Source organism: Mycolicibacterium houstonense (assembly GCF_900078665.2).
Taxonomy (GTDB): domain Bacteria; phylum Actinomycetota; class Actinomycetes; order Mycobacteriales; family Mycobacteriaceae; genus Mycobacterium; species Mycobacterium houstonense.
This window is the reverse complement of the sequence record NZ_LT546208.1, coordinates 627458-654189: the sequence shown is the minus strand read 5'-3', so window position 1 is coordinate 654189 and position 26732 is coordinate 627458. Positions and strand designations below refer to the sequence as shown.

Here is a 26732-nt window from a genome sequence, read left to right as displayed (position 1 = left end):
GCAGGCCCGGTGCCCGCAACTGCATGTCGTCACCGCCGACCCGGCCCGGGACGCCCGGCATTTCGAGAACGTGACACTGGCCGTCGACGATCTGGTGCCGCGCGCCGAGGTGCTGCGGCCGGGGCTGCTGGTGCTCTCGGTGCGCGGCGCGGCCCGCTACTTCGGATCCGAACCCGCTGCGGCCGAAAGATTGATCGACGCCGTTGCCGCGGCCGGGGCGGAATGCCAGGTCGGCATCGCCGATCAGCTCTCCACCGCGGTCTTCGCCGCTCGGGCGGGTTGCATCGTCGAACCCGGAAACGATGCGTCCTTCCTGTCGGGGTTGTCGATCCGGCAGTTGGCCACCGAACCGGCCCTGGCCGCTCCCGGGCGCGACGACCTGGCGGATCTGTTGTGGCGGATGGGCATCCGAACCCTGGGGCAGTTCGCCGAGCTGTCCCGCACCGATGTCGCCTCCCGATTCGGGGCCGACGCGGTGACGGCGCACCGGTTCGCTTGCGGTGAGCCGGACCGGGGCCCCTCCGGGCGGGATCCGGCCGCCGAACTCGATGCGGTGATGAACTGCGATCCGCCGATCGAGCGGGTGGATGCCGCGGCCTTCGCGGGGCGGTCACTGGCCGGCGATCTGCATCGGCATCTGGAAGGCGCCGGGGTGGGCTGTACCCGGTTGGCCATCCACGCCGTCACCGCCAATGGTGAAGAGCTGGAACGGGTCTGGCGATGCGCTGAACCGCTGACCGAGGACGCCACCGCCGACCGGGTGCGGTGGCAGCTGGACGGTTGGCTGAACCGCCGCACCTCCGAGCGGCCCACCGCACCGATCACCACGCTGCGCCTGCGGCCGGTGGAGGTGGTCTCGGCGGCGGCGCTGCAATTGCCGTTGTGGGGAGGCATCGGGGAGGAGGACCGGTTGCGGGCCCGGCGGGCGCTGCTGCGGGTTCAGGGGCTGCTCGGCCCGGAGGCGGTGCAGGTGCCGGTGCTCAGTGGCGGGCGCGGTCCGGCCGAGCGCATCACTTTCACGCCGCTGGGGGATGAGCCGGTGCCGCGGGCGGATCCGCGTCAGCCCTGGCCGGGCCAACTGCCCGAGCCCTCACCGACCGTCCTCCTCGACGACCCGGTGGAACTGCTTGACGCGCAGGGCAACCCGGTCCGGGTCACCAGCCGCGGATTGTTCTCCACCGATCCCGCACGGCTGGCCGGTGCGGGCCGGCGTGACGGCAGGCTGCGATGGTGGGCGGGGCCGTGGCCGGTCGACGAACGCTGGTGGGATCCGGAGAACCGGGGTGCCGGGCGCACCGCGCGGGTCCAGGTGCTGCTGGGGGATGGCGGCAGAGACGACGACGATCTGGCTCTGCTGCTGTGCTACCGGCAGCGCCGGTGGTATCTGGAGGGCGCCTATGAATGAATCCGCCGAACGTGAAGAAGATGGCGAGTTTTTGCCGGAACTTGGCCAACTTGTTCACGTTGGGCAGTGGCCTTGAACCCAGCGCCATCAACCCAGCGCCATCAACCCAGACGCTGCGCGAAAGCCCCGACGCGGCTGATGAACCGGTCGAAGAACACCACCGGGTCGACCTCGGTGCCGATCAGGGCATTGGGCGGCCGGCCCCAGTGCCCGCGCCAGTCGGCCACCGTCATCCCGCGGGTCAGGGTGCCGCGTAACTCGACATCGACCGTGGTCTCCCGGTAAGTCACCAGTTCGGGGTCGAGTGCGACCGCGGCGGCCAGCGGGTCGTGCAGGTGGGCCAGATAGCCGTCGTCGGTGTCGAAGTGGAACTCGAAGTAGAACCGCATGGCGTCTTCGAGCACGCGGATCAACGGGTTGTCCGCCGTCGACCGGGTGCCGCGCTCGTCGAGCACACTCATCGGCGCCGACGGTGACCCGGCCTCGGCCGCCAGCCGGTTCAGCAATGCCGGCGTCATCGCGATGTTCTCGGTGAGGTTGAGGCCCAGCACGATTGGCACGTGCGCGGCGTCGTCGAGTCCCCAGGCGGCGTTCCAGCCGCCGAACACCTCGGCCGCGGATTCCGGGTCCACACTGACGTTCCACTCCGACACCGGTGTGGTGTTGCCCCGGTAGTCGAACGCCCCGCCCATGATCACCAGGCGGCGCAGCAGCCTGGGCAGCGTGGGCTCGGCGCGCATGGCCAGCGCCAGGTTGGTCAGCGGACCGACGGCCAGCCCGATCAATTCACCCGGGTGGGCCCGGGCGGCCCGCACCCAGGCTTCGGCGGCATCGTGCGCGGTGAGCAGCCGGTCGGTCTCCGGCAGCTGCGCATATCCCAGACCCTGCGGTCCGTGGGTGTCCTCGGCGGTGCGAAGCGGTGCGCTCAACGGCTGCTCGGCGCCCTTGGACACCGGAACCCCGGTCACCCCGCACAGCTCCAGCAGTCGCAGATTGTTGGTGCAAACCTGTTGCACCGGAACATTTCCCGCGGTCGAGGCGATACCGACCAACTCGGCCTCCGGGCTGGCCAGCAGATATGCCAGCGCCATGGCGTCGTCGACTCCGGTATCCACGTCGGCGAACACGGGCATCATCGATTCGCCGCTCGGCGACGGTGGCGTCACCTGGCCAACCTTAAGGGCGGGCGGGCTCACTGCTCAACAAATCGCAGACCGACCAGACCCACCACGATCAGCGCGATGAACGTCATCCGCAACGGCGTCAGCGCATCGCTGAACAGCACCACCCCGGCAATGGTGACCCCGACCGCCCCGATGCCGGCCCACACCGCATACGCCGTGCCCACCGGCAGGTGTTTGACCACCAGGGCCAGGATCACGAAGCTGACCACCGCGGCGACGACACACACCACGCTCGGCCACAGCCGGGTGAAGCCCTCGGACTGTTTGATCGCCAACGCCCACACGATCTCCAGCAGTCCGGCGAAGACCAGCAGAACCCACGACATCGTTGCTCCCGCGCGTCAGGCGTTGACGCCGCCGTCGACGGTCAATGTGGTGCCGTTGACGTATCCGGCATCCGGACCGGCGAGATAGGCCACCGCCGCGGCGATCTCGCTGGCCTGCCCGTAGCGGCCCAGCGGGATGTTGGGCAGCTCCGCAGCGGCGTCGGAACTGTCGGCGGGGTTCATCTCGGTGTCGGTGTTGCCCGGGTGGACCACGTTGGCGGTGATCCCGCGGGGCCCCAGATCGCGGGCCAGCCCACGGGTCATCCCGGCCGCGGCGGCCTTGGTCGCGGAGTACAGCGTTATGCCGGGAGCCGGCGTGCGGTCGGCCAGGGTGCTGCCGATGGTGATGATGCGGCCACCCTCACCCATCACCGCCGCGGCGGCCTGGCTGAACAGCAACGGCGCGCGGACGTGCAGGGCGATGGCCTGATCGATGTCGTCGGGACTGATCTCGTCGAGCGGACCGGTGGGGTACACCCCGGCGTTGTTCACCAGGATGTCGAGGCGGCCGAATGTCGCGATCACCGCGTCCACGGCTCGCCGCGCGGCATCCGGTGCAGCGCTGTCGACCTGCAGCGCAACGGCTTTCGATCCTGACTCGGTGATCGCGTCGACGACTGCGGCGGCCCGCTGCGGCGATGAGTTGTAGGTGATCGCGATGTCGGCGCCGTCGGCGGCCAGACGCTGCGCGATCGCGGCGCCGATCCCGCGGCTGCCTCCGGTGACCAGCGCGACTTTCGATGTCAGTGACATGCCGGAGCTCCAATCAATTTTGTAATGAATACTACAAATATAGACTCGTTCCATGTCCCGTCAACCCTCAGGCCGCCGCGGCCGACCCCGTGCGTTCGATCGGGACACCGCGCTGCAGGCGGCGCTGGACGTGTTCTGGGAGCGGGGCTACGAGGGCACCCGGGTCAGCGACTTGACCGCGGCGATGGGCCTCAATGCCCCGAGCCTGTACGCCACCTTCGGCTCCAAGGAGGATCTGTTCCGCGAGGCGGTCGCGTATTACAACGCGCCCGACCGCTCGCCGACCACGATCGCCCTGCTGCGTTCCGGGCCGGTTCGGGACGCGGTCGAAGCCATGCTGCGCGACAACGTGCGCGACTACGCCGATCCCTCGACCCCGCCGGGCTGCCTGATCGTGCTCGCGGCCATCGCCTACTCGACCGAGACCGAGGTGATGCGCGACCTGCTCAAGAACTGCCGCGACGAGGACCGCGCGCGGCTACTGGCCCGGATCCGCCGGGGCATGGCCGACGGGGAATTGCCCGAGGATCTCGACGCGCAGCGGCTGGCCTCGTTCATGATCACGGTGCTGTACGGATTGTCCATCCAGGCCAGGGACGGCGTTTCCCGCGCCGACATGGAGGCCACGGTGGATCTGGCAATGACGGCGTGGGACAACGCCGTTGGTTGACGACACCGGTGGGTTGCGCAAGACCGGTGCCGAGCCCTGCGGACCTGCCTACCCTTGGAATCGAGGAGGCAGCCCCCTCGTAGGAGCGGGCTACCAGTGCACTCCCGGGACCAACCGGACCGCTCGCTTGACGGGGCGGGCCACCGTCCGCGGCACCCGCAGTGCACGGGTACCGCGCACCGGCCGCTTCGGCCGCCGTTGCGCCGGCCTGCCCGTGGCCTCGGCGTCCTCGCCGCTGAGCCCACGCGCGGCGGCCGAATCCGGGTAGCCCAGGTACAGCTGATGCAGTACGCGGCGCGACAGTTTCGGGGTCAGATAATTACCGAAATCGGCGAAGGTGCCCAGTGGCGTGTCGATCCGCGCCGGCTTGTCCACCAGACCGCGCACCACCATGGCCGCGGCATGCTCGGCCGAGATCGGCGGGACCGGGTTGAGCCTGCGCGACGGTGCGATCATCGGGGTCTTCACCAGGGGCATGTGGATGTTGGTGAAGGTGATGTGATCCGAGAGGGTTTCGGTGCCGACCACCTCGGAGAACGCGTCGAGTGCCGCCTTGGACGGTAGGTAGGCGCTGTACTTCGGGGTGTTGGCCTGCACCCCGGCGCTGGAGACGTTGACCACGTGACCGAACCGGCGTTCGCGCCAGTGCGGCAGCAGTGCCAGCACCATGCGTACCGAGCCGAAGTAGTTGACCGCCATCACCCGCTCGTAGTCGTGCAACCGGTCCGTGGAGTTTGTCACCGACCGCCGGATGGATCGGCCGGCGTTGTTGACCAGGTAGTCCACGTGGTCGAACCGGCCGAGGATGTCCTTGACGGTGGTTTCGACCGACGCCGAATCGGTGACGTCACAGGTGAATGCGTAGGCCTGTCCGCCGGCCGAGCGGATCTCGGCGACCAGATCGTCGAGCGCATCGCCGTTGCGGGCCAGGGCGAAGACGCAGGCGCCACGTTCGGCGACCGCGATCGCCGAGGCCCGGCCGATACCGCTCGACGCGCCGGTGATGATCACGTGCTTGCCGACCAGCGGGCCGGCCGGATGATCACGACGGGCCCGGTCCGGGTCCAGATGCTCAGCCCAGTACCGCCACAGTTTCGGTGCGTACGAAGCGAATTCGGGCACCTCGATCCCGGTACCGCGCAGCGCGGCGGTGGTGTGGTCGGCGGTGAAGGTCGGCCGCAGTTCGACGACGTCGAGCACGTCGCCGGGGATGCCCAGCTGGGTGGCGACGATGTTGCGCACCGCCTTGACCCGACCTCGTGCCCGCAGCACCGGGGCCGCGGTGGCGCGCGGCAGCGNCACATTGGTGCGGCCCGAATCGGGCAGCATCATCGGCGTGAACCTGGGCAGCGCGGCGAGGCGCGCCAGCACACCGAAGAAGTAGTACGGGCCGTCGATCTTGTCCATCTCGCCGGTCTGCGAATCGCCGACCACGACGGCCGGCCGGTACACGCGGTAACGCAGCCCGGGTGTCGAGCGCACCAGCAGTTCGGCCTCGAACTTGGTCTGGTGATACGGCGTGGGCAGGTCCTGGGCGACGTCGAAGTCGTCCTCGGTGAACACCCCGGGGTGATTGCCGGCCACCGCGATCGAGGACACGTGGTGCAACGTGGCGTCCAGCCGCCGGGCCAGCTCGATCACCGCGCGGGTGCCGTCCACATTGGCGGTCCGCTGCTCGGCCTCGCCGACGGTCATGTCGTAGATCGCCGCGCAGTGCACCACGTGGGCGATCCCCTCATCACCGGAGCCCAGTTCGGCGATATCGGTGTCCGACAGTCCGAGGTCGGCCAGTGTCAGGTCGCCGACCAGCGGCTTGACCCGATCACCCCAGGTGTCGGCCGCGGTGCTGGCCAACCGCTCGAACCGCGTCAGCGACTCGCGGCGCACCAGCACCCACACCTCGGCGCCGGGTTCGCGGGACAGAATCCGGGAGATCACTCGGCGGCCGATAAACCCGGTACCGCCGGTAACGACATAGCGCATGCGAGCCATCGTGGCCCGAGAACCGGCAAACGTCAACACGGGCGGCCGACTCAACTATCGTCGGCATCCATGCCCCTCAATCCGGACGCCATTGGCGAGAAGACCGATCCGATCTCGTTCGACTGGACCGACCGCGACACCCTGCTGTACGCCATCGGCGTCGGCGCGGGTACCGCTGACCTCGCGTTCACCACCGAGAACAGCCACGAGATCGACCAGCAGGTGCTGCCGACCTACGCGGTGATCGCGTGCTCGGCCTTCCCGGCCGCGCTCAAGATCGGCACCTTCAACTTCAGCATGCTGCTGCACGGCTCCCAGGAGATCCGGCTGCACCGCCCGCTGCCCCCGGCGGGGAAGTTGACCGTCGTCTCCGAGGTCGCCGACATCCAGGACAAGGGTGAGGGCAAGAACGCGGTGGTCATGCTCAAGGGCGTCGGCACCGATCCGGCCAGCGGTGAGGTCGTCGCCGAAACCCTTACCACCGTGGTGATTCGGGGCGAGGGCGGATTCGGCGGTCAGCCCGGGAAGCGTCCCGAGGCGCCGCAGATCCCCGACCGCGAACCCGACGCGCAAGTGGTGCTGCCCACGCGCGAGGACCAGGCGCTGATCTATCGGCTGTCCGGCGATCGCAATCCGCTGCACAGCGATCCGTGGTTCGCCAAGAACCTGGCCGGATTCCCGAAGCCGATCCTGCACGGCCTGTGCACGTATGGCGTGGCCGGGCGGGCCCTGGTCGCCGAACTGGGCGGCGGAGATGCCACCAAGGTCCATGCGGTGGCGGCACGCTTCAGCTCGCCGGTGTTCCCCGGGGAGACGCTGACGACGTCGATCTGGCGTACCGAGCCGGGGCGCGCGGTGTTCCGCACCGAAGCCGCCGGCGGACCCGACGGTGCCGACAGCCGGATCGTCCTGGAGGATGGCGCCGCCGAGTACTCCGACTGATCCGGCCGGTCCGGCAATTTCGTAGAAGAGCTGCACGTCTCGTGGCGGATTGACAGGATCGAGCCACGATGTTCGCACGGCATCGTGCGGGATGGGTGGGTGTCACATGACGCGGACAAACCTGGTCGTTGGGTATCTCGCCACGCCGGGCGGTGCCGATGCGTTGGCCTTGGCCGTCCGGTTCGCCCGGGCAGTGGGTGCCGAGGTCAACATCTGCATCGTGTTACCGCCCGACACCGGGCCGGTGGGCATCGGTCCCAAGGGCGGTTACGCGGAACTGCTGGCCGAGCAGGCCCAGGGCTGGCTGGACGAGGCGCGGGCCACGGTGCCCGACGACGTTGTGGCGCATACTCATCTGAGTTTCGACGAGTCGTTCACCGATGGCCTGATCCGCGAGGCACTGCGGCTGCAGGCGGCCGCCATTGTGGTCGGCGGCGCCGGCGGCGGCCTGGTCGGCAGCTACTCGCTGGGGTCGGTGGTCAACGAGCTGCTGCACTCCTCGCCGGTACCGGTTGCGGTGGCGCCCCGCGGAACCCGGGAGTCCAAGGTTGAGCGGGTGCACGAGATCACCTGTGCCATCGGGCAACGCCAAGGTTCGGATCTGTTGCTCGACACCGCGGTTCGGGCCAGCCGGGCCGCGGGTGTTCCGTTACGCCTGGTGTCGCTGGTGGCCCTCGATCCGACCTTCGGTTCGTTGCGGGGCGACGACGACGCGATCCGTGAGCATGCCCTGGCCCACGCCCAGCGAACCTTGGAAGCCGCCAGAGATGAGCTGCCGGAGGACTTTCCGGTGACCTCCACGATCGTGAACGGTCCCACCGTCGAGGCCGCCGTGGAGCAGCTCAGCTGGCAGGACGGCGACATCATAATGGTGGGCTCGAGTCGGCTCAGCGCGCCCCGGCGGATCTTCCTCGGTTCCACCGCGGCCAAGATGTTGCGGGTGTTGGACGTGCCGATGGTGGTTGTGCCCCGGGACGAACGGAAAGACGGGGAGGACCACGCATGACCGAATCCGCATCGGAATCCGAGTCGCGGCACAAGCTCGAGGCTGCCGAGCAGTCCAGTGGGTTGGTGTCCAAAGGACTGGCCCCGGGCAAGGTCGGCACGTTCTCGGGTGCGATCCTCGGGATCTCGTGCGTGGCACCCGGATACACGCTCACCGCGAGCATCGGGTTGATCGTGGCCGCCGTGGGCCTGAAGATGCCTGCCATCTTCATCGCCGGGTTCATCCCGATGTTCCTGACCGCCTACGCCTACCGCGAACTGAACTCCAGTGCGCCCGACTGCGGTGCGTCGTTCACCTGGTCCACCAAGGCATTTGGTCCCTACGTCGGCTGGATGTGTGGGTGGGGCATGGTGATGGCCTCGATCATCGTGCTGTCCAACCTCGCCGCGATCGCGGTGGAGTTCTTCTACTTGTTCATCGCCAGGATCACCAACCATCCGCCGATCGCCGAGCTGGCCGGCAACAAGGCCGTCAACATCCTCACCACGCTGGCGTTCCTGGCCATCGCCACGGCCATCGCCAGCCGCGGGATCACCACCAGTGAGCGTGTGCAGTACGTCATGGTCGGATTCCAGATGGTGGTGCTGCTGGCGTTCGCGGTGATGGCCTTCGTGCATGTCAGCCGCGGCGACGCCCCGGCCGGGCTGTCCTTCGACCTGGACTGGTTCGATCCGTTCACCGGACTGACGTTCGGTGTGTTCGCGGTCGGGTTGACCGGGTCGATCTTCGCCTTCTGGGGCTGGGACACCTGCCTGACGCTGGGGGAGGAGTCCAAGGACCCGAAGAAGGTGCCGGGCCGGGCCGGGCTGCTGTGCGTGCTGTCGATCCTGGCCACCTACCTGCTGGTGGCCGTCGCGGTGATGATGTATGCCGGGATCGGGGAAGAGGGCCTGGGGCTGGGCAATCCGGATCATCAGGACAACGTGTTCGCCGCACTGGCCGATCCGGTGCTGGGCAATTGGGCTGGGCCGCTGCTGTTCCTGGCGATCCTGGCCTCTTCGGTGGCCAGCCTGCAGACCACCTTCCTGCCCGCCGCACGGGCGATGCTGGCGATGGGTGCGTACAAGGCGTTCCCACCGCGCTTCGCCGCGGTCAGCCCGCGCTATCTGGTGCCCGGTTTCGCGACCGTCACCGCGGGCGTGGTCACCGGCGTGTTCTACACGGTGGTGAACCTGCTGTCCGAGAGTGCGCTACTGGATACCATTGCCGCCCTCGGCATCATGATCTGCTGGTACTACGGCATCACCGCGTTCGCGTGCGTCTGGTACTTCCGCAAGGAGTTGTTCACCAGTGCCCACAACGTGGTGTTCAAGTTCTTGTTCCCGTTGCTGGGCGGGCTCATGCTGGCCCTGGTGTTCGTGATCGCGATCGGGGAGAGCATGAACCCGGAGAACGGCAGCGGGGCCTCGATCGGCGGGATCGGCCTGGTGTTCTTCATGGGCTTCGGCATCCTGCTTCTCGGCGCCGTGCTGATGTTCGTCTGGCGGTCGGTCAACCCGGACTTCTTCCGGGGCGAGACCTTGCGCCACGACACGCCATCGCTCGTAGAGTAGCCGCGCCGGGTACCGCGAGATCAACGAAAAGGTCGTTACCGCACCGGGTTTACGACCTCAGCGTTGATCTCGCGGTCGAGCCGCGGGTTATCCGGCCGCGTTGCCGATTCCGGATTCGCCCTTGTTGTGCGCCAACTCGAACGGATCCAGCAGGTCCCACACCGTGGTCACCGCGGTGTCCTTGAGTTCGGCGCCCTGGGTCTCCAGGTTGATCACGTCGGCGACGAGGTCGTAGCCGTAGTAGATGAACGATCCCGGCGGAGTGGTCTTGATCAGCTCGTTGATGATGGTCTGCCGGGCGGCGCGGGCCTCCGGCCCGTCTCCGAGCGCAGGTCCCGCGCTCCCGATGATCTTGGTGATCGGGATGACGGCATTGACCCACGGGATCATCTGGCTGCCCCGGTAGATCTGCTCGGTGGCTTCACGAACGAACGGATCGAGTTCGTTCGGCGACGCCTCCATCAGCGCATTCCGCAGGTTGATGATCGCGGCGGGGATGTCCTTCGGCTCCGGATCCACGGGGCGGAACGGGTTGGGATCCCACGCCGGATCGTCGGCGGCGGTGTCGGCCTGGGTCTGCACACCGGTGCGCGTGATCGTCGTCGCGGTCGGGGTGGTGACAGTCGGGGCGCCCGCCTTGCTGTCCGGCTCGGTGGCCGGCTCGTCGACGGGCTTGGGGGCTACCGCCTGCTTCGGGGTGAAGAGGCTCTTGAGCTTGGCGACCTGATCGGCTTCGAACTCCTCGGCGGTCGGCTTCGGCTTGGGCTTGACCGCCTTCGGCTTGACGGCCGCGGGCTTGGCCGCCTTCACGGTCTTGGTGACGTGGGCGGCGGCTTCCTCGAACTTGTCGGCCTGCTTCTCGATGCCGTCCTTGAGCTTGGACAGTGGCTTGGGCCGCTTGACCTCACCGGCCTTGTTCTCGCCGGCCTTGGTCTCACCGCGCTTGGGCCCGGCGTTGACGCTCGATGTGCTGCTCGTCGATTCCTTGGCCGCGCCGTCACCGGAATCCGCGTGGGCGGTGCCCTGGCCGGCGACGGCGAGCGCCGCTCCGACACCCGCTGCTACGGCGACACCACCGAGGTAGCCGATGTACTTGGTTGACGCTGACGTTGTGGCCATTGCCTGCCTTTCAGACCCGATCCCCAGCCCACCGGCATCGTAGGGGGTCGGTGGAGATCCGGCAGCTTTTGGGGCCACACCCCAGTCGTATCGAACAAACGTTCGATATACTGGCGTGGTGGGTTGGCACAACGGGCCGCCGAGCTGGTCGGAGATGGAGCGGGTACTTACCGGCAAGCCCCGCCGCTCCGGGCTGCCGCTCGAACCCGCCGGCGACGGTGGGGACAGCCCGGCCTGGTCCCGCAAGCGTGGTGCCTATCAGCAGCCGGACATCTCCCGCATCGGCGGTTCGGTGCGTTATGCCCAATTTCATTCGCACAGCGCCTACACNAATTGCATGCGCACAGCGCCTACAGCTTTCTCGACGGCGCGAGCACGCCGGAGGAGTTGGTCGAGGAGGCGGCCCGGCTGAACCTGCGGGCCATCGCGCTGACCGACCACGACGGGCTCTACGGCGTGGTCCGGTTCGCCGAGGCGGCCAGGGAGCTGGACGTGGCCACCGTGTTCGGTGCCGAGTTGTCGCTGGGAAACGTTCCCCGCACCGAAGATCCGGATCCGCCCGGCCCGCATCTGCTGGTGCTGGCCCGAGGGCCGGAGGGGTACCGGCGGCTGTCCCGGGAGATCGCCAAGGCCCACCTGGCCGGTGGTGAGAAAGGCAAGCCCCGCTACGACTTCGACGCGTTGACCGAGGCCGCAGGCGGACATTGGCACATCCTCACCGGATGCCGCAAAGGCCATGTCCGCCAGGCGCTCTCCTGTGGGCCGGAGGCTGCTTCCGCCGCGCTGGCCGATCTGGTGGACCGGTTCGGGGCCGATCGGGTGAGCGTCGAGCTCACCCATCACGGCCACCCGTGCGACGACGAGCGCAATGCCGTCCTGGCCGGGCTGGCTCCACGGTTCGGGCTGAACGTGGTCGCCACCACCGGTGCGCACTTCGCCGGGCCGGACCGGGGCCGGCTGGCCATGGCGATGGCCGCGATCCGGGCGCGCAACTCCATGGATACCGCGGCGGGCTGGCTGGCCCCGTTGGGCGGGGCTCACCTGCGCTCGGGGGAGGAGATGGCCAGGCTGTTCGGCGACGAGATCGTCGAGGCGGCAGCCGATCTCGGTGAGCAATGTGCCTTCGGTCTGGCCCTGATCGCGCCGCAGCTGCCACCGTTCGACGTCCCGGCCGGGCATACCGAGGACAGTTGGCTGCGCCAGTTGGTGATGGCGGGGGCGGCCGAGCGGTACGGGCCGCCGGAGCGCGCGGCCAAGGCCTACGCGCAGATCGAACACGAACTGCGGATCATCGAGCGGCTGAAGTTCCCCGGCTATTTCCTGGTGGTGCACGACATCACCCGGTTCTGCCGGGAGAACAACATCCTGTGTCAGGGCCGGGGCTCGGCGGCCAATTCGGCGGTCTGCTACGCGCTCAAGGTCACCAACGTCGACCCGATTGCCAACGAGCTCCTGTTCGAGCGGTTCCTGTCCCCGGCCCGCGACGGTCCACCCGACATCGACATCGACATCGAATCAGACTTGCGCGAGAACGTGATCCAGTACGTCTACGAGCGTTACGGCCGCGACTATGCCGCGCAGGTGGCCAACGTCATCACCTACCGCGGCCGCAGCGCGGTCCGCGACATGGCCCGCGCGCTGGGGTTCTCCCAGGGTCAGCAGGATGCCTGGAGCAAGCACCTCAGCCGGTGGGACGGACGGCCGGACTCGCCGGAGGCGGCCGAGATCCCGCAGCCGGTGATCGAACTGGCCACGCAGATCGCTAATCTGCCGCGCCATCTCGGCATCCATTCCGGCGGCATGGTGATCTGCGACCGGCCGATCGCCGATGTGTGCCCGGTGGAGTGGGCTCGCATGGCCAACCGCAGCGTGCTGCAGTGGGACAAGGATGACTGTGCGGCAATCGGTTTGGTGAAGTTCGACCTGCTCGGGCTCGGCATGCTCTCGGCGCTGCACTACGCCATCGACCTGCTGGCCGAGCACAAGGGCATCACCGTCGACCTGGCCAAGCTGGACCTGTCCGAGCCGGCGGTCTACGAAATGCTGCAGAAAGCCGACTCGGTCGGGGTGTTCCAGGTGGAGTCCCGCGCGCAGATGGCCACCCTGCCCCGGCTCAAGCCGCGGACGTTCTACGACCTGGTGGTCGAGGTGGCGCTGATCCGGCCCGGGCCGATCCAGGGCGGGTCCGTGCACCCCTACATCAAGCGGCGCAACGGTCTGGAGGAGGTCACCTATGACCATCCCTCGATGGAAGCGGCGCTGAAAAAGACCCTCGGCGTGCCGCTGTTCCAGGAACAGCTCATGCAATTGGCGGTCGACTGTGCGGGTTTCACCCCGGCCGAGGCCGATCAGTTGCGCCGGGCGATGGGGTCCAAACGTTCCACCGAGAAGATGCGCCGGCTCCGCAGCCGGTTCTACGACGGTATGCGGGAGCTCCACGGCATCACCGGCGAGGTGGCCGAGCGGATCTACGAGAAGCTCGAGGCGTTCGCCAATTTCGGTTTTCCGGAAAGTCATTCGCTGAGTTTTGCGTCACTGGTGTTCTATTCGTCGTGGTTCAAGCTGCACCATCCGGCGGCGTTCTGCGCGGCGCTGCTGCGGGCCCAGCCGATGGGTTTCTACTCGCCGCAGTCCCTGGTCGCCGACGCGCGCAGGCACGGGGTGACGGTGCACGGCCCCGACGTCAACGCGAGCCTGGCCTACGCGACGCTGGAAAACGCCGGTATGGACGTGCGGCTGGGGCTCGGCAGTGTCCGCCACATCGGCGACGAGCTGGCCCAGCGGATGGTCGACGAACGAAATGCCAACGGGCCGTTCGACACCCTGATCGATCTGACCAACCGGGTGCAGCTGTCGGTGCCCCAGACGGAGGCGCTGGCCACCGCGGGCGCGCTCGGCTGCTTCGGGACCAGCCGGCGCGAGNTCCCACTCAGTACCTGCGTGCCGATCTCGACGCGCTCGGGGTGATCCCGGCCGACAAGTTGCTGGAGGTCGCCGACGGCACCCGAATCCTGGTTGCCGGCGCGGTGACTCACCGGCAGCGTCCCGCGACCGCGCAGGGCGTGACGTTCCTGAATCTGGAAGACGAGACGGGGATGGTCAACGTGCTGTGCGCACCGGGGGTCTGGGCGCGCTACCGCAAGCTGGCTCAGACCGCGCCGGCGTTGGTGGTGCGCGGCATCGTGCAGAACGCCACGGGCGCGGTCACCGTGATCGCCGACCGGATGGACCCGGTCAAGCTGCGGGTCGGTTCGCGGTCGCGGGACTTCCGCTGACAGCTGTGAGTTAGGTAACCCTTACTTCGCCGAGCGGTCTGGTGTTATGGTGAAAGTGCTCAGAGGACCTGAGCAATTTTGGAGCTACCGGAGGTCACGTAGGCCCGAAGTGCGGAAGGGATCGCGAAATGAACAGCATGTCCATCAGGCGGTGTCGGTCTATTCACCTGGCGGCCGCGGCGGCGCTACTGGGCGTGTTGTTCGGTCCGGTGGCGGTCGCCGGTGCGGCGCCGACCGGGCCGTCGTCGGTCGATCAGGTTGTCCACCAGCTCAAGGCGCAGGGCTATGCCGTCATCGTCAACAGGTTCGGCACCGGACGATCCGACGACTGCGCGGTCACCGCGGTTCGGCACGGCCAGACGTATTCGCGCACCGACCATGGCGTCCCCGGCGGTGATCTCTCCACCACGGTCACCGGCAAGACCGTGTATGTCGACGTGAAGTGCTGATCTGCGCCCGCATCGACCCCTAAGATCATCAGGGGACATTGAGTACCTGATGACGAGGAGGCTGGCGGTGGCGGTTCGCGCGGTCGAACGTGACTCGCTCGTCGTGCAGTGCAGCGCCGAACTGAGTCGCCTGATCAAGCAGGGAGAGTGGCCGGTCGGTGCCCGGATCCCCAACGAGCAGGAGCTGGCCAGGCTCCTCGGGGTCGGCCGGTCCACCAGCAGGGAAGCCGTGCGGACCTTGATCGCATCCGGTCAGCTGAGCTCGCGGCAAGGCTCCGGCACCTTCGTGGTCTCCGCGACGCCGGTATCGGAACTCGATCGTCAGATCCGGCAGTCCGATATCGGCGACGTCACCGAGGTACGGCTGTTGCTCGAGGTCGAGGCGAGCCGGCTGGCCGCGCATCGTCGCACTCGTTCGGATCTCGACGAGATCAAGCGGGCCCTGGCGGCGCGGCAGTCGGCGTCGAATACGTCCGACCTGATCGAGGCCGATCTCCGGTTCCATGCCGGAATCGTTGCGGCAACGCACAACTCGGTGATCGTGACGCTGTATGAGTCCTTCGCGGGAACGCTCCGGTCTACCTCCGCAGAGATCTTCGCCAATCACGATCAGTGGTCGCCGGCCACCGTTCGCCGCGACGAGAAGGCGCATGCAGACCTTTACTCGGCGATCGAACGAGGTGACCCGCGGGCCGCGGCTCTCGTGGCGCGCCGCGTCATGGTCTGCACCGTCCCCGGTGCCCCGACGCGCTAACGCGCGCAGGCGAGATATCTGGCCTGATCAGCGAGTGCTGCCGAAGTATCGGGCGGGCGTCGTGCCGACCTCACGGCGAAGGAGCAGCTCGGATTCTCCGCGCCCGCCGGGGCGACGCCGAGCGGTCCGCCGGAAGTGGAATTGATCGTGAAAAAGCTGAGAGACCAGGGATATACGGTCGTCGTGAGCCGGGTGGGCAGTTCGCCGTCCGATGGCTGTGTGGTCGTCGCGGTCCGCCTCGGACAGACCTACTCACACACCGACCACGGTGTACCGGCGGCGATCTAACCACCACGGTCACGAACAAAACCGTCTATGTCGACGTGAAGTGCTGACGACGGAAGCACGCCGTCAACCGGTCACGTAAGCCGGTTCAGCTCAACGAGCATTCACCGAGCAGATCGGACAGCTCGGCGGCGACGTGTTCGGGCAATTCGATTCCGGGGAAATGAGTCTCGCCGGGCAGGCGGGTGTAGCTGAACCACGGGTTACGACTGCAGAACTCGTCGTGCAGTGCGTCGTACTCGGGCACCTTCGGATGGGAGAAGACATGCCGGATCGGGCGCGGCTGGGTGAGCTTCTCCATCCGCCCCATCGGGGACCCCCAGGTGTTGTAGGCGTTCTCGATGACGCGGCAGGCGCGTGACCACATGTCGAAACCGAAACCGCCGGCCTCATGCTGCATGTGATAGCGGACCGCGGGATTGTCGCTGCCGTCCAGCCAGGACTGCACGAGTCCGTCTCGGCCGGCCAACCACGTCTCGCGCTGCTGGATCGCGTGCAGACCGGCGACGAACTCCGGCGGTGCGGGCGTCATGATCAGGTCGAGGATCATCACCGCCGGCACCCGATCGGGACCCAGTTGCTCGGCGATGTCCAGCGCGGCCCAGCCGCCGTGCGCATGCGCGACGGGAACGAACGTCTCGATCTCCAGCGCGTCCAGCAGCGCGATGGTGTCGGCGACCTGCTCGGCCACCCCGAAGTCGCCCACCGGGGTGCGGTCGGGGCCATGGCCGCGCCAGCACACCCGGACCACACGGTGTTTCGGAATGAGATGCGGGACCAGCCGATCGAAGGCGCGGTGGTCGTGTGCCCACCCGGTGAGCGGGACGATCACCGGTCCCGGCTCGAGTCCCTCGTCGACGAACGCGATCTGGACGCCGTTGACGGTCATCGTGTTGGTCATGCTGTTCTCCTCCATCTAGACGGTGGCGGCCGATTGCCGCCGGGCGGTGGACAGGTGCAGGTCGGAAAAGCCGGGTACGCGCCCGACCGTGGACAGCAGCGGCACCCGCACGGCATCGGGGATGTGATTGAGCAACCGCATGCCGTACGACGTGCGCTGAGTCCGTTCGATCTCGGGGCGGGTGTGCCGTTCCCAGGCCTTGAGCGCCCCGGGAACCGCGTTGCCGGGGCGGCTCACCGCCGTGGCCAGCGCGATCGCGTTGGTCATGGCGGTGCCGCCGCCCTGGCCCAGATAGGGCGGTTGGGCGTGCGCGGCATCGCCGAGGAACGCGACCGCGCCTCGTGACCACGTCGACAGCTGCACGAATTCGAAGGTGTCCCAACGGATCGGAACGTCGGCGGTGGCGTCGAGCAGCGCCGACAGCATCGGGAAGCTCTGTTGCCATTGCGCCACGTTCACGCGCGATCCGTCGATGGCCGGATCGCCCGCATCGCAGACCAGGGCGAGGTAGACCCACTCCGGGGTGCACGGCGTGTACAGCAGCCGGCGCCGGCCCTGGAAGAACTCGAGGTGCTTCACCCGATCCTCGTCGGACAGATAGTCGGGCGAGGCCGGGATCATCAGCCGCGCCGCCCCCTGTGTCATGCGGATCCGGCGGTAGGCCAGGTCGAGGCTGTCGCGCAGCCGTGAGTGCACGCCGTCGGCGGCTACCACCAGATCGGCAACCTCGGTGTGTCCGTCGTCGAAATCGACTGTCCCGTTCGCGTGGACGGCCGTGGCCACCGAGTCGGTGACGAGTTCGACGCCGGCGTCGCGCGCGGCGTTCACCAACGCGCGGATCAGTACCTCTCGCAGCAGGGTGTAGCACCTGGCCTGGCCGTCGCCGTTGATGTCGATGCGGTACAACGTCTTTCCGCGGTGTGATCTGGCTTCGGCGGCCGGGCCGATGTGCGCGCCGTGGGTGGCCTCGTCGAACGCTCCGATCGATTCGAGCGCGAGCAGGCCGTTGTCCCAGACATAGATACCGGCACCCACCGCGCGGATCTCGGGTTGGCGCTCGTGCAACCGGACGGTCCAGCCGCGTCGGGCAAGTGCGGTGGCGGCGGTCAATCCGCCGATGCCGCCGCCGATGACGGTGGCATTGCTCATGGTGGCCTCTCTGTGTCGATTGGGTGGTCAGGGCAGTGCGTGCACGCGCCGGGACCCGGGTCGGTGCATCCGCCAGTCCCCGGAGATCTCGCCGGTGCTGACGAACTGGCCCCAGTGTTCGCGGGTGCGCGCGCCGATCGCGGTGATCTCGCCGGCGGTCAGTGGCGACACCATGGGCGCGTTCTTCCAGGCCTCGCCATCACCGAACAGCAGCGGGAGTTCGATGCAGTGGCAGGCGCCGAAGGGGTTCGCGGGATGCAGCGATCCGACGCGGTAGCGGTACACGCCCGCCCCGGCGTCGGCGAGCAGATCGGCGAGTTGGTCTGTCGGTTTGTCGAAGGCCTTGGCCTGTACTGCTTTCTGCGCGATCAGAGCGAGGGGCTTGCCGATCACCGGAACGCGGCGCAGTGCCGAGAAGAACGGGTGCGGACCGTAGAAGGCCGCCATCTCGTCGGCGGTGGTGCCGATCAGGACCCGTAGGTCAGCGGCCCGCTCGATGACGGCCTGCCGCCATTCCGGCTCGTCGGGCAGGGGAGTGATCCCGCTGACCGGTCGCAGCGGGGGTGCCGAATTGAGTCCGAGCCGCCCGGCCAGCCGACGGGCGGCACGGGCCTGCGCGTCGAGAATCTCGGCGTCGGTCGTCTCGCGGGGATCGGTACCGAGTTCGCCGAGGACGACGTCGGCCACCCGCTGCGCCTGATCCGGACTGTGGAATGCGATGCCCAGCGGCGCGCTCTGGATGATGACCTGGTCGAAAAGTGTTCGAGTACGGTCGATCCCGAGCATGGCGACGACGGATTGCGCGCCGGCGGACTGGCCTGCGACCGTGACCCGCGACGGGTCCCCGCCGAACTCTGCGATGTGGTCGCGTACCCACTCCAGTGCGGTGATCTGATCGAGCAGCCCCAGGTTGCCCGGCGAAACGCCGGCGGCGCGCAGATAGCCGAAGGCGCCGACGCGGTAGCTGACGGCGACGACCACAATGTCGGTTTGCCGTACCAGGTGCTCGGCGTCGTAGAGATTCCACTCGCCGCTGCCGGACAGATAGGCCCCGCCGTGCAACCAGACCAGGACCGGCCGGGAGCCCGGTTCGGCGCTGGCCGGCGCGGTGACCGTGACGCGCAAGCAATCCGGGCTCTGCCGGTACCGGGCCGGTGCGCCCATGATCGCTTCCAGACGCGACGGCAGTTGGGGTGCGGCCGGGCCACGGTCAGTGGCATCGAACATGCTGCCGGCCAAGGGGACCGGCCGGGGCGGCCCGAACCTGTCAGCCTGCGCGTAGCGAATTCCGCGGAAGACCGCGACATCGCCGGACCGGCGGCCGCGCCACTGGCCTGACGTGGTCAGCACCTCGTCGTGCATACCTTCCCACCTTCTATCGCAAGTTGACTTGCGATATTGCCAGAGTAGGCGGCGGGTTCGCGTATCGCAAGTTGGACTGCGATAATGGGGTCATGGTTGATCGGCCGAATCCTGACCGCCAGGTGCGCGGCGCCAAGCTGCGGGCGCTGGTCCTGGATGCCACGATCGCCAGAATCGAGGCGGTCGGGATCGACAACGTCCGTATCGCCGACATCGCCGAAGCGGCCGGGGTTCACGAGACGTCGCTGTATCGGCGATGGAAGACGCTGTCGCGGTTGCTGGTCGACGCGTTGGTCTCTCGTACCGCAGCGGAGATCCCGATACCCGACACCGGCTCGGTCGAATCTGATCTGGAGACCTTCACCGCCGATCTCGCCCGGTTCGCCCAGACCCGCGCGGGGACGGCGATGATCCGCAGCACCGTGGTCTCCGACACCGATCCCGAAGTTGAGGCCGCCCGCCGCGAATTCTGGTTACAGCGCTTATCGGCTGCCGAAGAGATCATCAACCGCGGGATCACTCGCGGCGAGGTCGCCGCCGATACCGACGCACAGCTGGTGGTGCTGACGCTCGGCGGTCTGGTCCACCTGTATGTGAGCCATATCGGCGACCCGATCCCGGCGGACCTGCCCCAGCGGGTGGTGCGCCTGGTCCTGCCCGGGATCGCGCCGAAATAGTCGTCCTAAATGAAAGCCGGTGCCTGTTCGTCTTTTTCGGCGGCCTCGGCAATTCGCAGCAGGGGATCGACCAGTGACTCCGACATCTCGAACTGGGCGACGTCATGGTCGAGCTGATAGGAGCGCGCGGCCGAGCCGAGGTAGAATCGCTCGTACAGTTCGTTGCGCCCGCCCAGTGCGGTTCCGGCGAAATCCCAGGCGGCCCGGAACAGCCGGACCCGTTCCTTGGCGTCGAACCGGTTGGCGCCCTGCAGATACTTGTCGAGCAGGGGGCGTAGTTCCGGATTGTCGAAGGCGGCCTCGGACGGGGTGGCGAGCAGGTTGTGGGAGCCGAGCAGCTTGATGATCTCGTTCACCCTCGGGAACCACTGTGGCAGCGTCGGACGCAAGGCCCGGAACGGACGCTCGTCGCAGAACCAGATGCCGTTACCCCACTCTCGCGCACCCGCCTCCGCGGCCACCAGCAGCGCGCGGGTCATCTCGGCGTACGTCCACAGTTCGCCGAGCAACTCCTTGGTACGCGGGTCTGACGCATTGATCGACTTGCAGAACCTGCTGACCAGCTCGTAGGCGAAGCGCAGCTTGGCCTCGGCGCGAATCGTGGTCTGCTGCATGATGTTGGCGGTCCAACCGTTCATCATGGCCGCGTTCCACACCTCGGTGTTGCCGTCGATGAACACCCGGCTGCGCGGGATTTCGACATCGTCGAAGATCAGGAAGGCATCCTGCTCGTCGAAGCGTCCCGAGAAGGGCGCGTCGAAATGGGCCATGTCGGTCGAGAACGCATCACGGCACAGGAGCCTGAGCCCGGGGGAGGCGATGGGTGCGGAGAATGCGATCGCGTACTTGTGTGCGTCTTTGGGCAGCGGCTGGCCCGGGTAGACCGCGACCTCGTCCGAGAACGGGGCGAGGGTGCTGAGCACCATCGCGCCGCGTACCACGATGCCGTCCGCGGTGTCGGCGACCTTGTGCAGCGCCATCTGGCCGTCGGCGGCGGCGAGGTCGCCGATGCCCTTGTCGACGGTCGGCCGGATGATCGCATGGGTCAGCGCGAGATCGTCGCGGGCCAGATCGGCCTGGAATCGCACGAGATTGGCCGCGCCCTCTTCGTTTCCGTTGCGTGACCAGACGTCGGACCGCCCGGCATGGCCGGCAAGGGAGACGTTGACGTAGTCGGGCGACCGGCCGAGCAATCCGACCGAATACCGGGCCGCGTGCGCCAAAGCCGTTCCACGGCGCGCGATATCCTCTCGTGAGCGGGGGATGAGATGGCTGATGTTGGTCGGTTCGCCCGTCTCCGGATGCGTGAACAGGCAGTCATCGGCGTGGTCGTGCTGCAGGTCGTACAGGCCCGCCACTGACTGCACCGCACCCGCGAACGGTTCGAATTCCGTTACATCGGAGACGCGTTGACCGCCGATCCATACCTCGCGTCCGTCACGCAACCCCGAGATGTACTCCTTGCCGGTTCGTGCCGCCATTCCGTGTCCTCCAATGGTGGTGATGCGACTTCGTCGTGGCCCGCTGTGGTTTCGGGTCATCGGCTTTCCGGTGATGACCGTATGAATTGCTGGTGGGCTGCAGCAATGCCGCCGGTCCGGCAGCCGGAACGACTGGCATCTGTCGATCGGATGCTGGATATCCGAACTATCTATTGGACATATGGGTGTTGTCGCCGCAAGGTGGAAGTACCGGGCCGTCCGACGGCTCGATGCGCGAAACACATTCGGATGCAAGGGGTTGAGACATGGCGGTTTTCCGCGACCTGCGGCATTACATCGACACGCTGACCGAGAAGCTCGGTGCCGATGAGGTGCAGACGATCAAGGGCGCCAACTGGGATCTCGAAATCGGTTGCATCACGGAGTTGTCGGCCGAGAAAGAGGGTCCGGCGCTGCTTTTCGACGACATCCCCGGATACCCGACGGGATATCGCGTTTTCACCAACTTCATGGGGACCGTGTCGCGCTGTGCGGTCGCCCTGGGCCTGCCCGCCGACACCCCGGCGATGGACATCATCCGCGCTTGGAAGGACCTCGGCAAGCGCATCGAACCCATTCCGCCCGTCGAGGTTTCCGATGGCGCGGTCCTGGAGAACGTGCTCGAGGGCGATGACGTCGACCTGGAGCTGTTCCCGACGCCGCGGTGGCACGACGGAGACGGCGGCCGCTACATCGGAACCGCGTGCATGGTCATCACGCGTGATCCGGACACCGGTTGGGTCAACGTCGGCACCTATCGGGGATGCGTGCAGGGCAAGGACCGGCTGTCGCTGTGGATGCTCGGGAACCGGCACGCGCTCGCGATCGCCAAGAAGTACTGGGATCGGGGCACGGCCTGCCCGATCGCGGTGGTCGTCGGTTGCGATCCGATTCTGACCACCGCCGCCGCCATCGCCGCCCCATCGGGGGTGTGCGAGTACGACGTCGCGGGTGGCCTACGCGGCGTCGGCGTCGAGGTCATCTCCGCGCCCGGCACCGGCCTGCCGATTCCGGCCAACGCCGAGATCGTCTTCGAGGGCGAGATGCCGCCGGTGGAAGAGGAGTCGGTGCACGAAGGCCCGTTCGGGGAGTGGACCGGCTACTTCACCCACGCCGGCGACGAGACCGTCGTGCGCGTGCAGCGCATCCTGCACCGGGATTCGCCGATCATCCTTGGCGCACCGCCGATGATCCCTACCGTGCCCGCAGGCGATCAGGCGGTGCCGCTGTACTCGGCCTCGGTCACCTGGGATCATCTGGAGGCCTCCGGTGTGCAGAACATCAAGGGCGTCTGGGCATACGCGCGTCAGCTCATGATGGTGATCTCGATCGAGCAGACGGGCGCGGGCGATGCCATGCATGCGCTGCTCGCCGCCGCGGGCCGCAAGCGCACCGGAGGTGTGGATCGCTACTTCGTGGTCGTGGATGAGGACATCGACATCACCGACATCAACCACGTGCTGTGGGCGCTGTTCACCCGCGTCGATCCGGCCGAATCGATCCACGTGTTGCGGACGCCCACGACCGCGATCGACCCGCGATTGTCGCCCGCCAAGCGGGAAGCCGGCGACATGTCGATGGGAATCGTGCTGATCGACGCGTGTAAGCCGTTCGCGTGGAAGGACTCCTACCCACGGGCGAACCGGTTCGACGAACCGTACCGGGCCGAGATCCGCGATCGGTGGAAGGCGACACTGCCGCTCTGACCGGGTCGAGAAAGGTGGAAAAGCGATGATGCCGAAGGTGCCCGGTGAGGTTTCCGAGTTGCTACGCGGTTTCCCGGCTGTGGATGTGCAGGAGCAGGCGTTCGCATTCCTGACCGTCGACACCGGCGGCTATCCGCACAGCGCGCTGCTGTCTCGCACCGAGCTGGAACCCAGCGCCGACGAGGCGGTGCTGTTCGCAGTGGTGGCGAGTCCGCGGACCAGGGCCAACCTTCGACGTACGGGGACCGCCGGCCTCATCGCAATCGACGGCACGACCTGTCATCACCTGAAGCTGCGCATGACCGGGTCGCTGGCCGACCGCGGGCTGCTCGGTTGCATCTTCACCGTGGTCGACCACAAGCGCGACGACCTCGGAATACCGTTGCAGCCGATGTCTTTCCACACGTCCGCAGATCTGGCGGAACGGGAGGACTGGCCGAGGACTCTCGACCTCTTCGCGCGACTGCGTGCGGGATACGAGCAGGCATGATGCCCGAATCGCCGATGCGCATCATCGTCGCGATCAGCGGCGCCAGCGGCGCACCGTTCGCGGTGCGCCTACTGGAGACGCTACGCGAGATGCCGGATGTGGAAACCCATTTGGTGATGAGCACCTGGGGTAAATCGAACATCGAGGTGGAGACGGACCGCACGGTGTCCGAAGTCGTCGCCTTGGCGGATGTGACGTACAAGCTCGGTGAGCAGGGTGCGGCGATCTCGTCCGGTTCGTTCCACACCGCCGGGATGATCATCGTGCCGTGCAGCATGAGGACGCTGTCCGCCATCCGCTATGGGATGGCGGACAATCTCATCTGCCGGGCCGCCGATGTGGTGCTCAAGGAAGGGCGGCAGCTGGTGCTGGTGCCGCGGGAAACCCCGCTCAACACCATCCATCTGGAGAACATGCTGGCGTTGAGCAGGATGGGCGCGCGGATCGTGCCGCCGATGCCGGCCTTCTACAACCATCCGCAATCGATCGCCGACATCGTCGATCATGTCGTGGTGCGGATTCTCGATCAGTTCGGGCTGGACGCCCCGCAAGCGAAAAGGTGGCGCGGACTGGGTGCGGCCCGGCGGGATCGGCCGGCCCGGGCCGACTACGACCTCACCTAGGCTGTCGGCGCCGAGTACGAGCCGACATGGTCGTCGCATGTTCGACGAACGCCTGCGCGGCGGGGTTCACCGTCGGACGATCGCGCCAGATGATCCCGAGCCGGCCGGGCGGCAGATCGGACACCCGTACCCCGACCAGGCGATCGCTTTGTGCCAGTGCCGATTCCGGTACCAAGCCGGCGCCGAGCCCCTGCTCGACCAGGGCCACCAGCACATCGGGGTCACTGGCCTCGAAGGCTATCCGCGCCCGCACTGCCGCGCGCTCGAGGGCCCGGTCGAGTTGCCACCGCAACCCCGAACCCTCCGGTAGCGCGATCAACGGATGCTCGGCCAGCTCGCCGAGCGATACCTCGTCGTGACGGGCGAGCGCAGACGACGGCGGCAATACGGCGATCACCGCCTCCCGATGCAGTTCACGAACCTGCATGCCACGCGTCGTCGCATCGGTGAGGCTCGTGAACGCCACATCAAGCCGTCCGTCGGTGATGCGCTGCGTGAGCATGGAGGCGGCATCCTCGATCAGGGACAGGTCGACACCGGGGTGCCTGCGATGAAATGAGGCCAACAGCTGTGGCAGGTCGACACTACGGGGTGAGATCGACGTGATGGTCCCGATGGCCACCCGACCGTGCAACAGACCGGTGAGGCCGTCGACCGCGGCGCGTCCGGACGCGAGCGCATCCATCGCCGCACGCACATGGGGTAGGAGGGCCTCACCGGCGGCGGTCAGCTTGGCCGCGCGCGGATGTCGCTCGAACAGTTGCTGCCCGACCTCACGTTCGAGCGCCTTGATGTGCGCGCTGACCCCGGATTGCGCGAGATGCAGCCGCAATCCGGCCGCGGTGAAGGTGCCCTCCTCGGCCACCGCGACGAAGCACTGCAACTGGTGAATGTCCATCTCGGCCAAATCTAGCGCGGGCCCGATGCCGGCGGGACCTCGGACAAGGGCGTCACCTGATAGGACAGCAGGCGCCAACGGCCGTTGGTACGTCGCCAGACAACCAGCATCGACCAGAACACGCCGTCGCTGACCTTGTCGGCGACGGCCGGTGAGGTGCCAGGGTCGGTCCCGTCCAGTGTTCCCTTCAGCGATTGTTTGCCCCAGCAGAGTGCGATATCGCCGAATGTCTTGACCTGCAGATCGAAGTACTCCATCTCAAGGTCGCGTGAGTTCATCGTGGTCTGGATGTGCTCTTCGGCCGTGATCAGGTGCCCGGGAAGCTCGGTGCCCAGAAACTCGGCATCGTGCAGATCCACCAGTGCCGCGTGGTCGCGGGTGACGATCGCCTCCTTCATCCTGGGGTACTGGGCGAGCACCTCGGCAACGGCTTCGGGGTCATTGACAAGATAGTGAGCCAACTTCTGATTCTCCTGTGGTGTACCGCAATTGGTGTGCGCTGAGCGCATCTCTGCCACCGGGCACGGATGACAGCATCCGGCCACGTATGAAAGGCGAGATAAATGAGGGGGATTCGCGCGATAGCGGTCGGTGACACCGACTCGAGGCCGCGGCGTACGCGCGGAAACCCGACTCTATCAGAGCGCGTCTCCGGGCGCACACCGGGAGAGCCGATTCAGGAGATCAGTTCCCCGCCAAGCGGAACCAGGCCGCGGCTGTGCAGGCCGCCGTCGGAGTTGATCACGCAGCCGGTGACCGACTTCGTGCGTTCCTTGCAGGCGAGGTACACATAGGCCCAGGCGTGGTCGGCGGGTTCGGACGCGACCTGCAGTGGGTTGGTGCGGCGGATCAGCGTCGGCAGGTCCGGCATGTCGGTCAGACGCTGTTCTCCGGTGGCTGTCGCCTCCAGGCCGCGCAGCGCGGTGACGGTACCGCCCGGTGCCACGGCGTTCACCCGGATATCCGGCGCCAGCTCGAAGGACAGCTGCGCCAGCAGGCCACGCACGGCGAACTTCGATCCGGTGTAGAGCGGGCCGCCGCCGCCCGGCAGATAACCGGCGTTGGAGATGGTCAGGACGACATTGCCGTGCGCCTTCCTGAGTTCGGGCAACGCGGCTTTCACCGCCAGCAGCGTCCCTTTGACGTTCACGTCGAACATCTCGCTGAACGCCGCATCGAGGCTGTCCTCCTGCAGGCTTTCCAGTGATGCGAAGTAGTCGAAGATGCCCGCGACCGTGACGAGCACATCGACGCCACCGAACTCGCGCACCGTCTCTGCGACACATCGCTGGTGATCGCCGTACCGTCGCACATCACCCTCGGTGGCCCACACGTTATGTTGCGCACGGAGTTCGGTGACCGCATCGCCGTCGCGGTCGAGCACCGAAACCCGTGCGCCTTCGGCCACGAACCGGTCGACGACCGCCCGGCCGATTCCGGTGCCGCCGCCGGTGACCACCACTGTCTTTCCCGCCAGCCAGCCATCGGTCATAGCGATGCCCGATCGTCTGACGTGACGAAATCTGGCTCTTCGACGCCGATCTCGGGCCGGCACGGGCCGATCGACCCCTCCAGCATCCGGGTGAAGGTATCGGTGGTCTGCCAGGTCAGCGCCTCCAGCTCGACCGGGTCCAGCCGGATGGTGGTGCCGCGCCGGGGTGACGAGATCTGCAGGCGCTCTCCGTTTCCGGTGCTGACGACCTCAAGGACGACGTCGGCGAATTCGTTACTGAGACGCATT

The 26732-nt window shown here is 67.4% G+C and carries 24 protein-coding genes and 1 pseudogene; 12 read left to right on the top strand and 13 right to left on the bottom strand.

Translation table 11 applies throughout. The features are described from left to right. Nucleotides 1-1405: DNA polymerase Y family protein (locus BN4332_RS31240; RefSeq protein WP_066903927.1), on the top strand; the 1405-nt coding region annotated here is incomplete at its 5' end. A gap of 101 nt (nt 1406-1506) precedes the next feature. On the opposite strand, the gene BN4332_RS31235 is transcribed toward BN4332_RS31240, so the two are convergent. The 3 genes from BN4332_RS31235 to BN4332_RS31225 are packed head-to-tail and all read right to left on the bottom strand — an operon-like array spanning nt 1507 to nt 3668. Further along, nucleotides 1507-2538: a nucleoside hydrolase gene (locus tag BN4332_RS31235; protein WP_066903924.1), complete on the bottom strand. Its 1032-nt coding sequence runs from the start codon at nt 2536-2538 to the stop codon at nt 1507-1509. Nucleotides 2539-2597: 59 nt separating this feature from the next. After that, nucleotides 2598-2915, bottom strand: a complete 318-nt coding sequence (locus BN4332_RS31230; protein WP_066903923.1) for a DMT family transporter — start codon at nt 2913-2915, stop codon at nt 2598-2600. Between the two features lie 15 nt (nt 2916-2930). Further along, nucleotides 2931-3668: a 3-oxoacyl-ACP reductase family protein gene (locus tag BN4332_RS31225; protein ID WP_066903921.1), complete on the bottom strand. Its 738-nt coding sequence runs from the start codon at nt 3666-3668 to the stop codon at nt 2931-2933. A 52-nt stretch (nt 3669-3720) separates the two neighbouring features. On the opposite strand from BN4332_RS31225, the gene BN4332_RS31220 reads away from it, so the two are divergent. Beyond that, the gene (locus BN4332_RS31220) at nt 3721-4338 is read left to right on the top strand and encodes a TetR/AcrR family transcriptional regulator (protein ID WP_066903919.1); all 618 of its coding nucleotides are present in this window, start codon (nt 3721-3723) and stop codon (nt 4336-4338) included. A 90-nt stretch (nt 4339-4428) separates the two neighbouring features. Here BN4332_RS31220 and BN4332_RS31215 read toward each other — a convergent pair whose 3' ends face one another. Then, complete coding sequence (locus BN4332_RS31215; RefSeq protein WP_096867172.1) at nt 4429-6321, bottom strand: SDR family oxidoreductase; 1893 nt, start codon at nt 6319-6321, stop codon at nt 4429-4431. 69 nt (nt 6322-6390) lie between these two features. Here BN4332_RS31215 and BN4332_RS31210 point away from each other — a divergent pair, with 69 nt between their 5' ends. The 3 genes from BN4332_RS31210 to BN4332_RS31200 all read left to right on the top strand — a co-directional run bounded on the left by BN4332_RS31210 (nt 6391) and on the right by BN4332_RS31200 (nt 9822). Next, nucleotides 6391-7263, top strand: a complete 873-nt coding sequence (locus BN4332_RS31210; RefSeq protein WP_066903915.1) for a MaoC family dehydratase — start codon at nt 6391-6393, stop codon at nt 7261-7263. A gap of 106 nt (nt 7264-7369) precedes the next feature. Beyond that, on the top strand, nt 7370-8269 hold the full coding sequence (locus BN4332_RS31205; protein WP_066903913.1) for a universal stress protein: 900 nt from the start codon (nt 7370-7372) through the stop codon (nt 8267-8269). Continuing rightward, on the top strand, nt 8266-9822 hold the full coding sequence (locus BN4332_RS31200; protein ID WP_066903911.1) for an APC family permease: 1557 nt from the start codon (nt 8266-8268) through the stop codon (nt 9820-9822). Before BN4332_RS31205 ends, BN4332_RS31200 begins: the two co-directional genes overlap by 4 nt. Before the next feature lie 87 nt (nt 9823-9909). Here the strand turns inward: BN4332_RS31200 and BN4332_RS31195 are convergent, their stop codons facing one another. Then, complete coding sequence (locus BN4332_RS31195; RefSeq protein WP_235654346.1) at nt 9910-10941, bottom strand: hypothetical protein; 1032 nt, start codon at nt 10939-10941, stop codon at nt 9910-9912. 118 nt (nt 10942-11059) lie between these two features. Between BN4332_RS31195 and BN4332_RS31190 the strand changes: the two are divergent. The 3 genes and pseudogenes from BN4332_RS31190 to BN4332_RS31180 all read left to right on the top strand — a co-directional run bounded on the left by BN4332_RS31190 (nt 11060) and on the right by BN4332_RS31180 (nt 15419). Then, a pseudogene (locus BN4332_RS31190) lies at nt 11060-14216 on the top strand (error-prone DNA polymerase). 128 nt (nt 14217-14344) lie between these two features. Continuing rightward, nucleotides 14345-14665: a hypothetical protein gene (locus tag BN4332_RS31185; RefSeq protein WP_235654345.1), complete on the top strand. Its 321-nt coding sequence runs from the start codon at nt 14345-14347 to the stop codon at nt 14663-14665. 49 nt (nt 14666-14714) lie between these two features. Next, nucleotides 14715-15419 carry a FadR/GntR family transcriptional regulator gene (locus tag BN4332_RS31180; protein WP_074133245.1) on the top strand — a complete coding sequence of 235 codons (705 nt, stop codon included), beginning with the start codon at nt 14715-14717 and terminating at the stop codon, nt 15417-15419. 373 nt (nt 15420-15792) lie between these two features. Here BN4332_RS31180 and BN4332_RS31170 read toward each other — a convergent pair whose 3' ends face one another. Genes BN4332_RS31170 through BN4332_RS31160 form a run of 3 tightly spaced genes read right to left on the bottom strand, consistent with a single transcriptional unit; the run spans nt 15793 to nt 19116 of the window. Beyond that, the gene (locus tag BN4332_RS31170; protein WP_066903968.1) at nt 15793-16605 is read right to left on the bottom strand and encodes an alpha/beta fold hydrolase; all 813 of its coding nucleotides are present in this window, start codon (nt 16603-16605) and stop codon (nt 15793-15795) included. A 15-nt stretch (nt 16606-16620) separates the two neighbouring features. After that, the gene (locus BN4332_RS31165; RefSeq protein WP_066903909.1) at nt 16621-17754 is read right to left on the bottom strand and encodes an FAD-dependent oxidoreductase; all 1134 of its coding nucleotides are present in this window, start codon (nt 17752-17754) and stop codon (nt 16621-16623) included. A gap of 27 nt (nt 17755-17781) precedes the next feature. Beyond that, on the bottom strand, nt 17782-19116 hold the full coding sequence (locus BN4332_RS31160) for a carboxylesterase family protein (RefSeq protein WP_066903907.1): 1335 nt from the start codon (nt 19114-19116) through the stop codon (nt 17782-17784). A 92-nt stretch (nt 19117-19208) separates the two neighbouring features. On the opposite strand from BN4332_RS31160, the gene BN4332_RS31155 reads away from it, so the two are divergent. After that, nucleotides 19209-19793 carry a TetR/AcrR family transcriptional regulator gene (locus BN4332_RS31155; protein WP_066903904.1) on the top strand — a complete coding sequence of 195 codons (585 nt, stop codon included), beginning with the start codon at nt 19209-19211 and terminating at the stop codon, nt 19791-19793. A gap of 5 nt (nt 19794-19798) precedes the next feature. Here BN4332_RS31155 and BN4332_RS31150 read toward each other — a convergent pair whose 3' ends face one another. Then, on the bottom strand, nt 19799-21274 hold the full coding sequence (locus BN4332_RS31150) for a 4-hydroxyphenylacetate 3-hydroxylase family protein (protein ID WP_066903902.1): 1476 nt from the start codon (nt 21272-21274) through the stop codon (nt 19799-19801). Between the two features lie 284 nt (nt 21275-21558). Between BN4332_RS31150 and BN4332_RS31145 the strand changes: the two genes are divergently transcribed. The 3 genes from BN4332_RS31145 to BN4332_RS31135 are packed head-to-tail and all read left to right on the top strand — an operon-like array spanning nt 21559 to nt 24093. Then, nucleotides 21559-22980 carry a UbiD family decarboxylase gene (locus tag BN4332_RS31145; protein ID WP_066903966.1) on the top strand — a complete coding sequence of 474 codons (1422 nt, stop codon included), beginning with the start codon at nt 21559-21561 and terminating at the stop codon, nt 22978-22980. Between the two features lie 25 nt (nt 22981-23005). Then, nucleotides 23006-23470 (top strand): hypothetical protein, encoded by a 465-nt coding sequence (locus BN4332_RS31140; RefSeq protein WP_084459469.1) that lies wholly within the window; start codon nt 23006-23008, stop codon nt 23468-23470. Beyond that, nucleotides 23470-24093, top strand: a complete 624-nt coding sequence (locus tag BN4332_RS31135; RefSeq protein ID WP_084459473.1) for a non-oxidative hydroxyarylic acid decarboxylases subunit B — start codon at nt 23470-23472, stop codon at nt 24091-24093. Before BN4332_RS31140 ends, BN4332_RS31135 begins: the two co-directional genes overlap by 1 nt. Here the strand turns inward: BN4332_RS31135 and BN4332_RS31130 are convergent. The 4 genes from BN4332_RS31130 to BN4332_RS31115 all read right to left on the bottom strand — a co-directional run bounded on the left by BN4332_RS31130 (nt 24086) and on the right by BN4332_RS31115 (nt 26731). After that, the gene (locus BN4332_RS31130; RefSeq protein ID WP_066903961.1) at nt 24086-24991 is read right to left on the bottom strand and encodes a LysR family transcriptional regulator; all 906 of its coding nucleotides are present in this window, start codon (nt 24989-24991) and stop codon (nt 24086-24088) included. The two genes, BN4332_RS31135 and BN4332_RS31130, sit on opposite strands and share 8 nt — an antisense overlap. Nucleotides 24992-25002: 11 nt before the next feature. Beyond that, nucleotides 25003-25452, bottom strand: a complete 450-nt coding sequence (locus tag BN4332_RS31125; RefSeq protein ID WP_235625294.1) for a nuclear transport factor 2 family protein — start codon at nt 25450-25452, stop codon at nt 25003-25005. 215 nt (nt 25453-25667) lie between these two features. Next, complete coding sequence (hcaB, locus tag BN4332_RS31120) at nt 25668-26483, bottom strand: 3-(cis-5,6-dihydroxycyclohexa-1,3-dien-1-yl)propanoate dehydrogenase (RefSeq protein ID WP_066903898.1); 816 nt, start codon at nt 26481-26483, stop codon at nt 25668-25670. Further along, on the bottom strand, nt 26480-26731 hold the full coding sequence (locus BN4332_RS31115; RefSeq protein ID WP_066903896.1) for a dihydrodiol dehydrogenase: 252 nt from the start codon (nt 26729-26731) through the stop codon (nt 26480-26482). Before BN4332_RS31115 ends, hcaB begins: the two co-directional genes overlap by 4 nt. Nucleotide 26732: the final 1 nt, after the last annotated feature.

Excerpts from the sequence above, each read along its gene's own strand:
- BN4332_RS31235 (WP_066903924.1), bottom strand. The coding sequence starts at position 2,538 with ATGCCCGTGTTCGCCGACGTGGATACCGGAGTCGACGACGCCATGGCG.
- BN4332_RS31230 (WP_066903923.1), bottom strand. The coding sequence starts at position 2,915 with ATGTCGTGGGTTCTGCTGGTCTTCGCCGGACTGCTGGAGATCGTGTGG.
- BN4332_RS31225 (WP_066903921.1), bottom strand. The coding sequence starts at position 3,668 with ATGTCACTGACATCGAAAGTCGCGCTGGTCACCGGAGGCAGCCGCGGG.
- BN4332_RS31220 (WP_066903919.1), top strand. The coding sequence starts at position 3,721 with ATGTCCCGTCAACCCTCAGGCCGCCGCGGCCGACCCCGTGCGTTCGAT.
- BN4332_RS31210 (WP_066903915.1), top strand. The coding sequence starts at position 6,391 with ATGCCCCTCAATCCGGACGCCATTGGCGAGAAGACCGATCCGATCTCG.
- BN4332_RS31205 (WP_066903913.1), top strand. The coding sequence starts at position 7,370 with ATGACGCGGACAAACCTGGTCGTTGGGTATCTCGCCACGCCGGGCGGT.
- BN4332_RS31200 (WP_066903911.1), top strand. The coding sequence starts at position 8,266 with ATGACCGAATCCGCATCGGAATCCGAGTCGCGGCACAAGCTCGAGGCT.
- BN4332_RS31195 (WP_235654346.1), bottom strand. The coding sequence starts at position 10,941 with ATGGCCACAACGTCAGCGTCAACCAAGTACATCGGCTACCTCGGTGGT.
- BN4332_RS31185 (WP_235654345.1), top strand. The coding sequence starts at position 14,345 with ATGAACAGCATGTCCATCAGGCGGTGTCGGTCTATTCACCTGGCGGCC.
- BN4332_RS31180 (WP_074133245.1), top strand. The coding sequence starts at position 14,715 with ATGACGAGGAGGCTGGCGGTGGCGGTTCGCGCGGTCGAACGTGACTCG.
- BN4332_RS31170 (WP_066903968.1), bottom strand. The coding sequence starts at position 16,605 with ATGACCAACACGATGACCGTCAACGGCGTCCAGATCGCGTTCGTCGAC.
- BN4332_RS31165 (WP_066903909.1), bottom strand. The coding sequence starts at position 17,754 with ATGAGCAATGCCACCGTCATCGGCGGCGGCATCGGCGGATTGACCGCC.
- BN4332_RS31160 (WP_066903907.1), bottom strand. The coding sequence starts at position 19,116 with ATGCACGACGAGGTGCTGACCACGTCAGGCCAGTGGCGCGGCCGCCGG.
- BN4332_RS31155 (WP_066903904.1), top strand. The coding sequence starts at position 19,209 with ATGGTTGATCGGCCGAATCCTGACCGCCAGGTGCGCGGCGCCAAGCTG.
- BN4332_RS31150 (WP_066903902.1), bottom strand. The coding sequence starts at position 21,274 with ATGGCGGCACGAACCGGCAAGGAGTACATCTCGGGGTTGCGTGACGGA.
- BN4332_RS31140 (WP_084459469.1), top strand. The coding sequence starts at position 23,006 with ATGATGCCGAAGGTGCCCGGTGAGGTTTCCGAGTTGCTACGCGGTTTC.
- BN4332_RS31135 (WP_084459473.1), top strand. The coding sequence starts at position 23,470 with ATGCCCGAATCGCCGATGCGCATCATCGTCGCGATCAGCGGCGCCAGC.
- BN4332_RS31130 (WP_066903961.1), bottom strand. The coding sequence starts at position 24,991 with ATGGACATTCACCAGTTGCAGTGCTTCGTCGCGGTGGCCGAGGAGGGC.
- hcaB (WP_066903898.1), bottom strand. The coding sequence starts at position 26,483 with ATGACCGATGGCTGGCTGGCGGGAAAGACAGTGGTGGTCACCGGCGGC.
- BN4332_RS31115 (WP_066903896.1), bottom strand. The coding sequence starts at position 26,731 with ATGCGTCTCAGTAACGAATTCGCCGACGTCGTCCTTGAGGTCGTCAGC.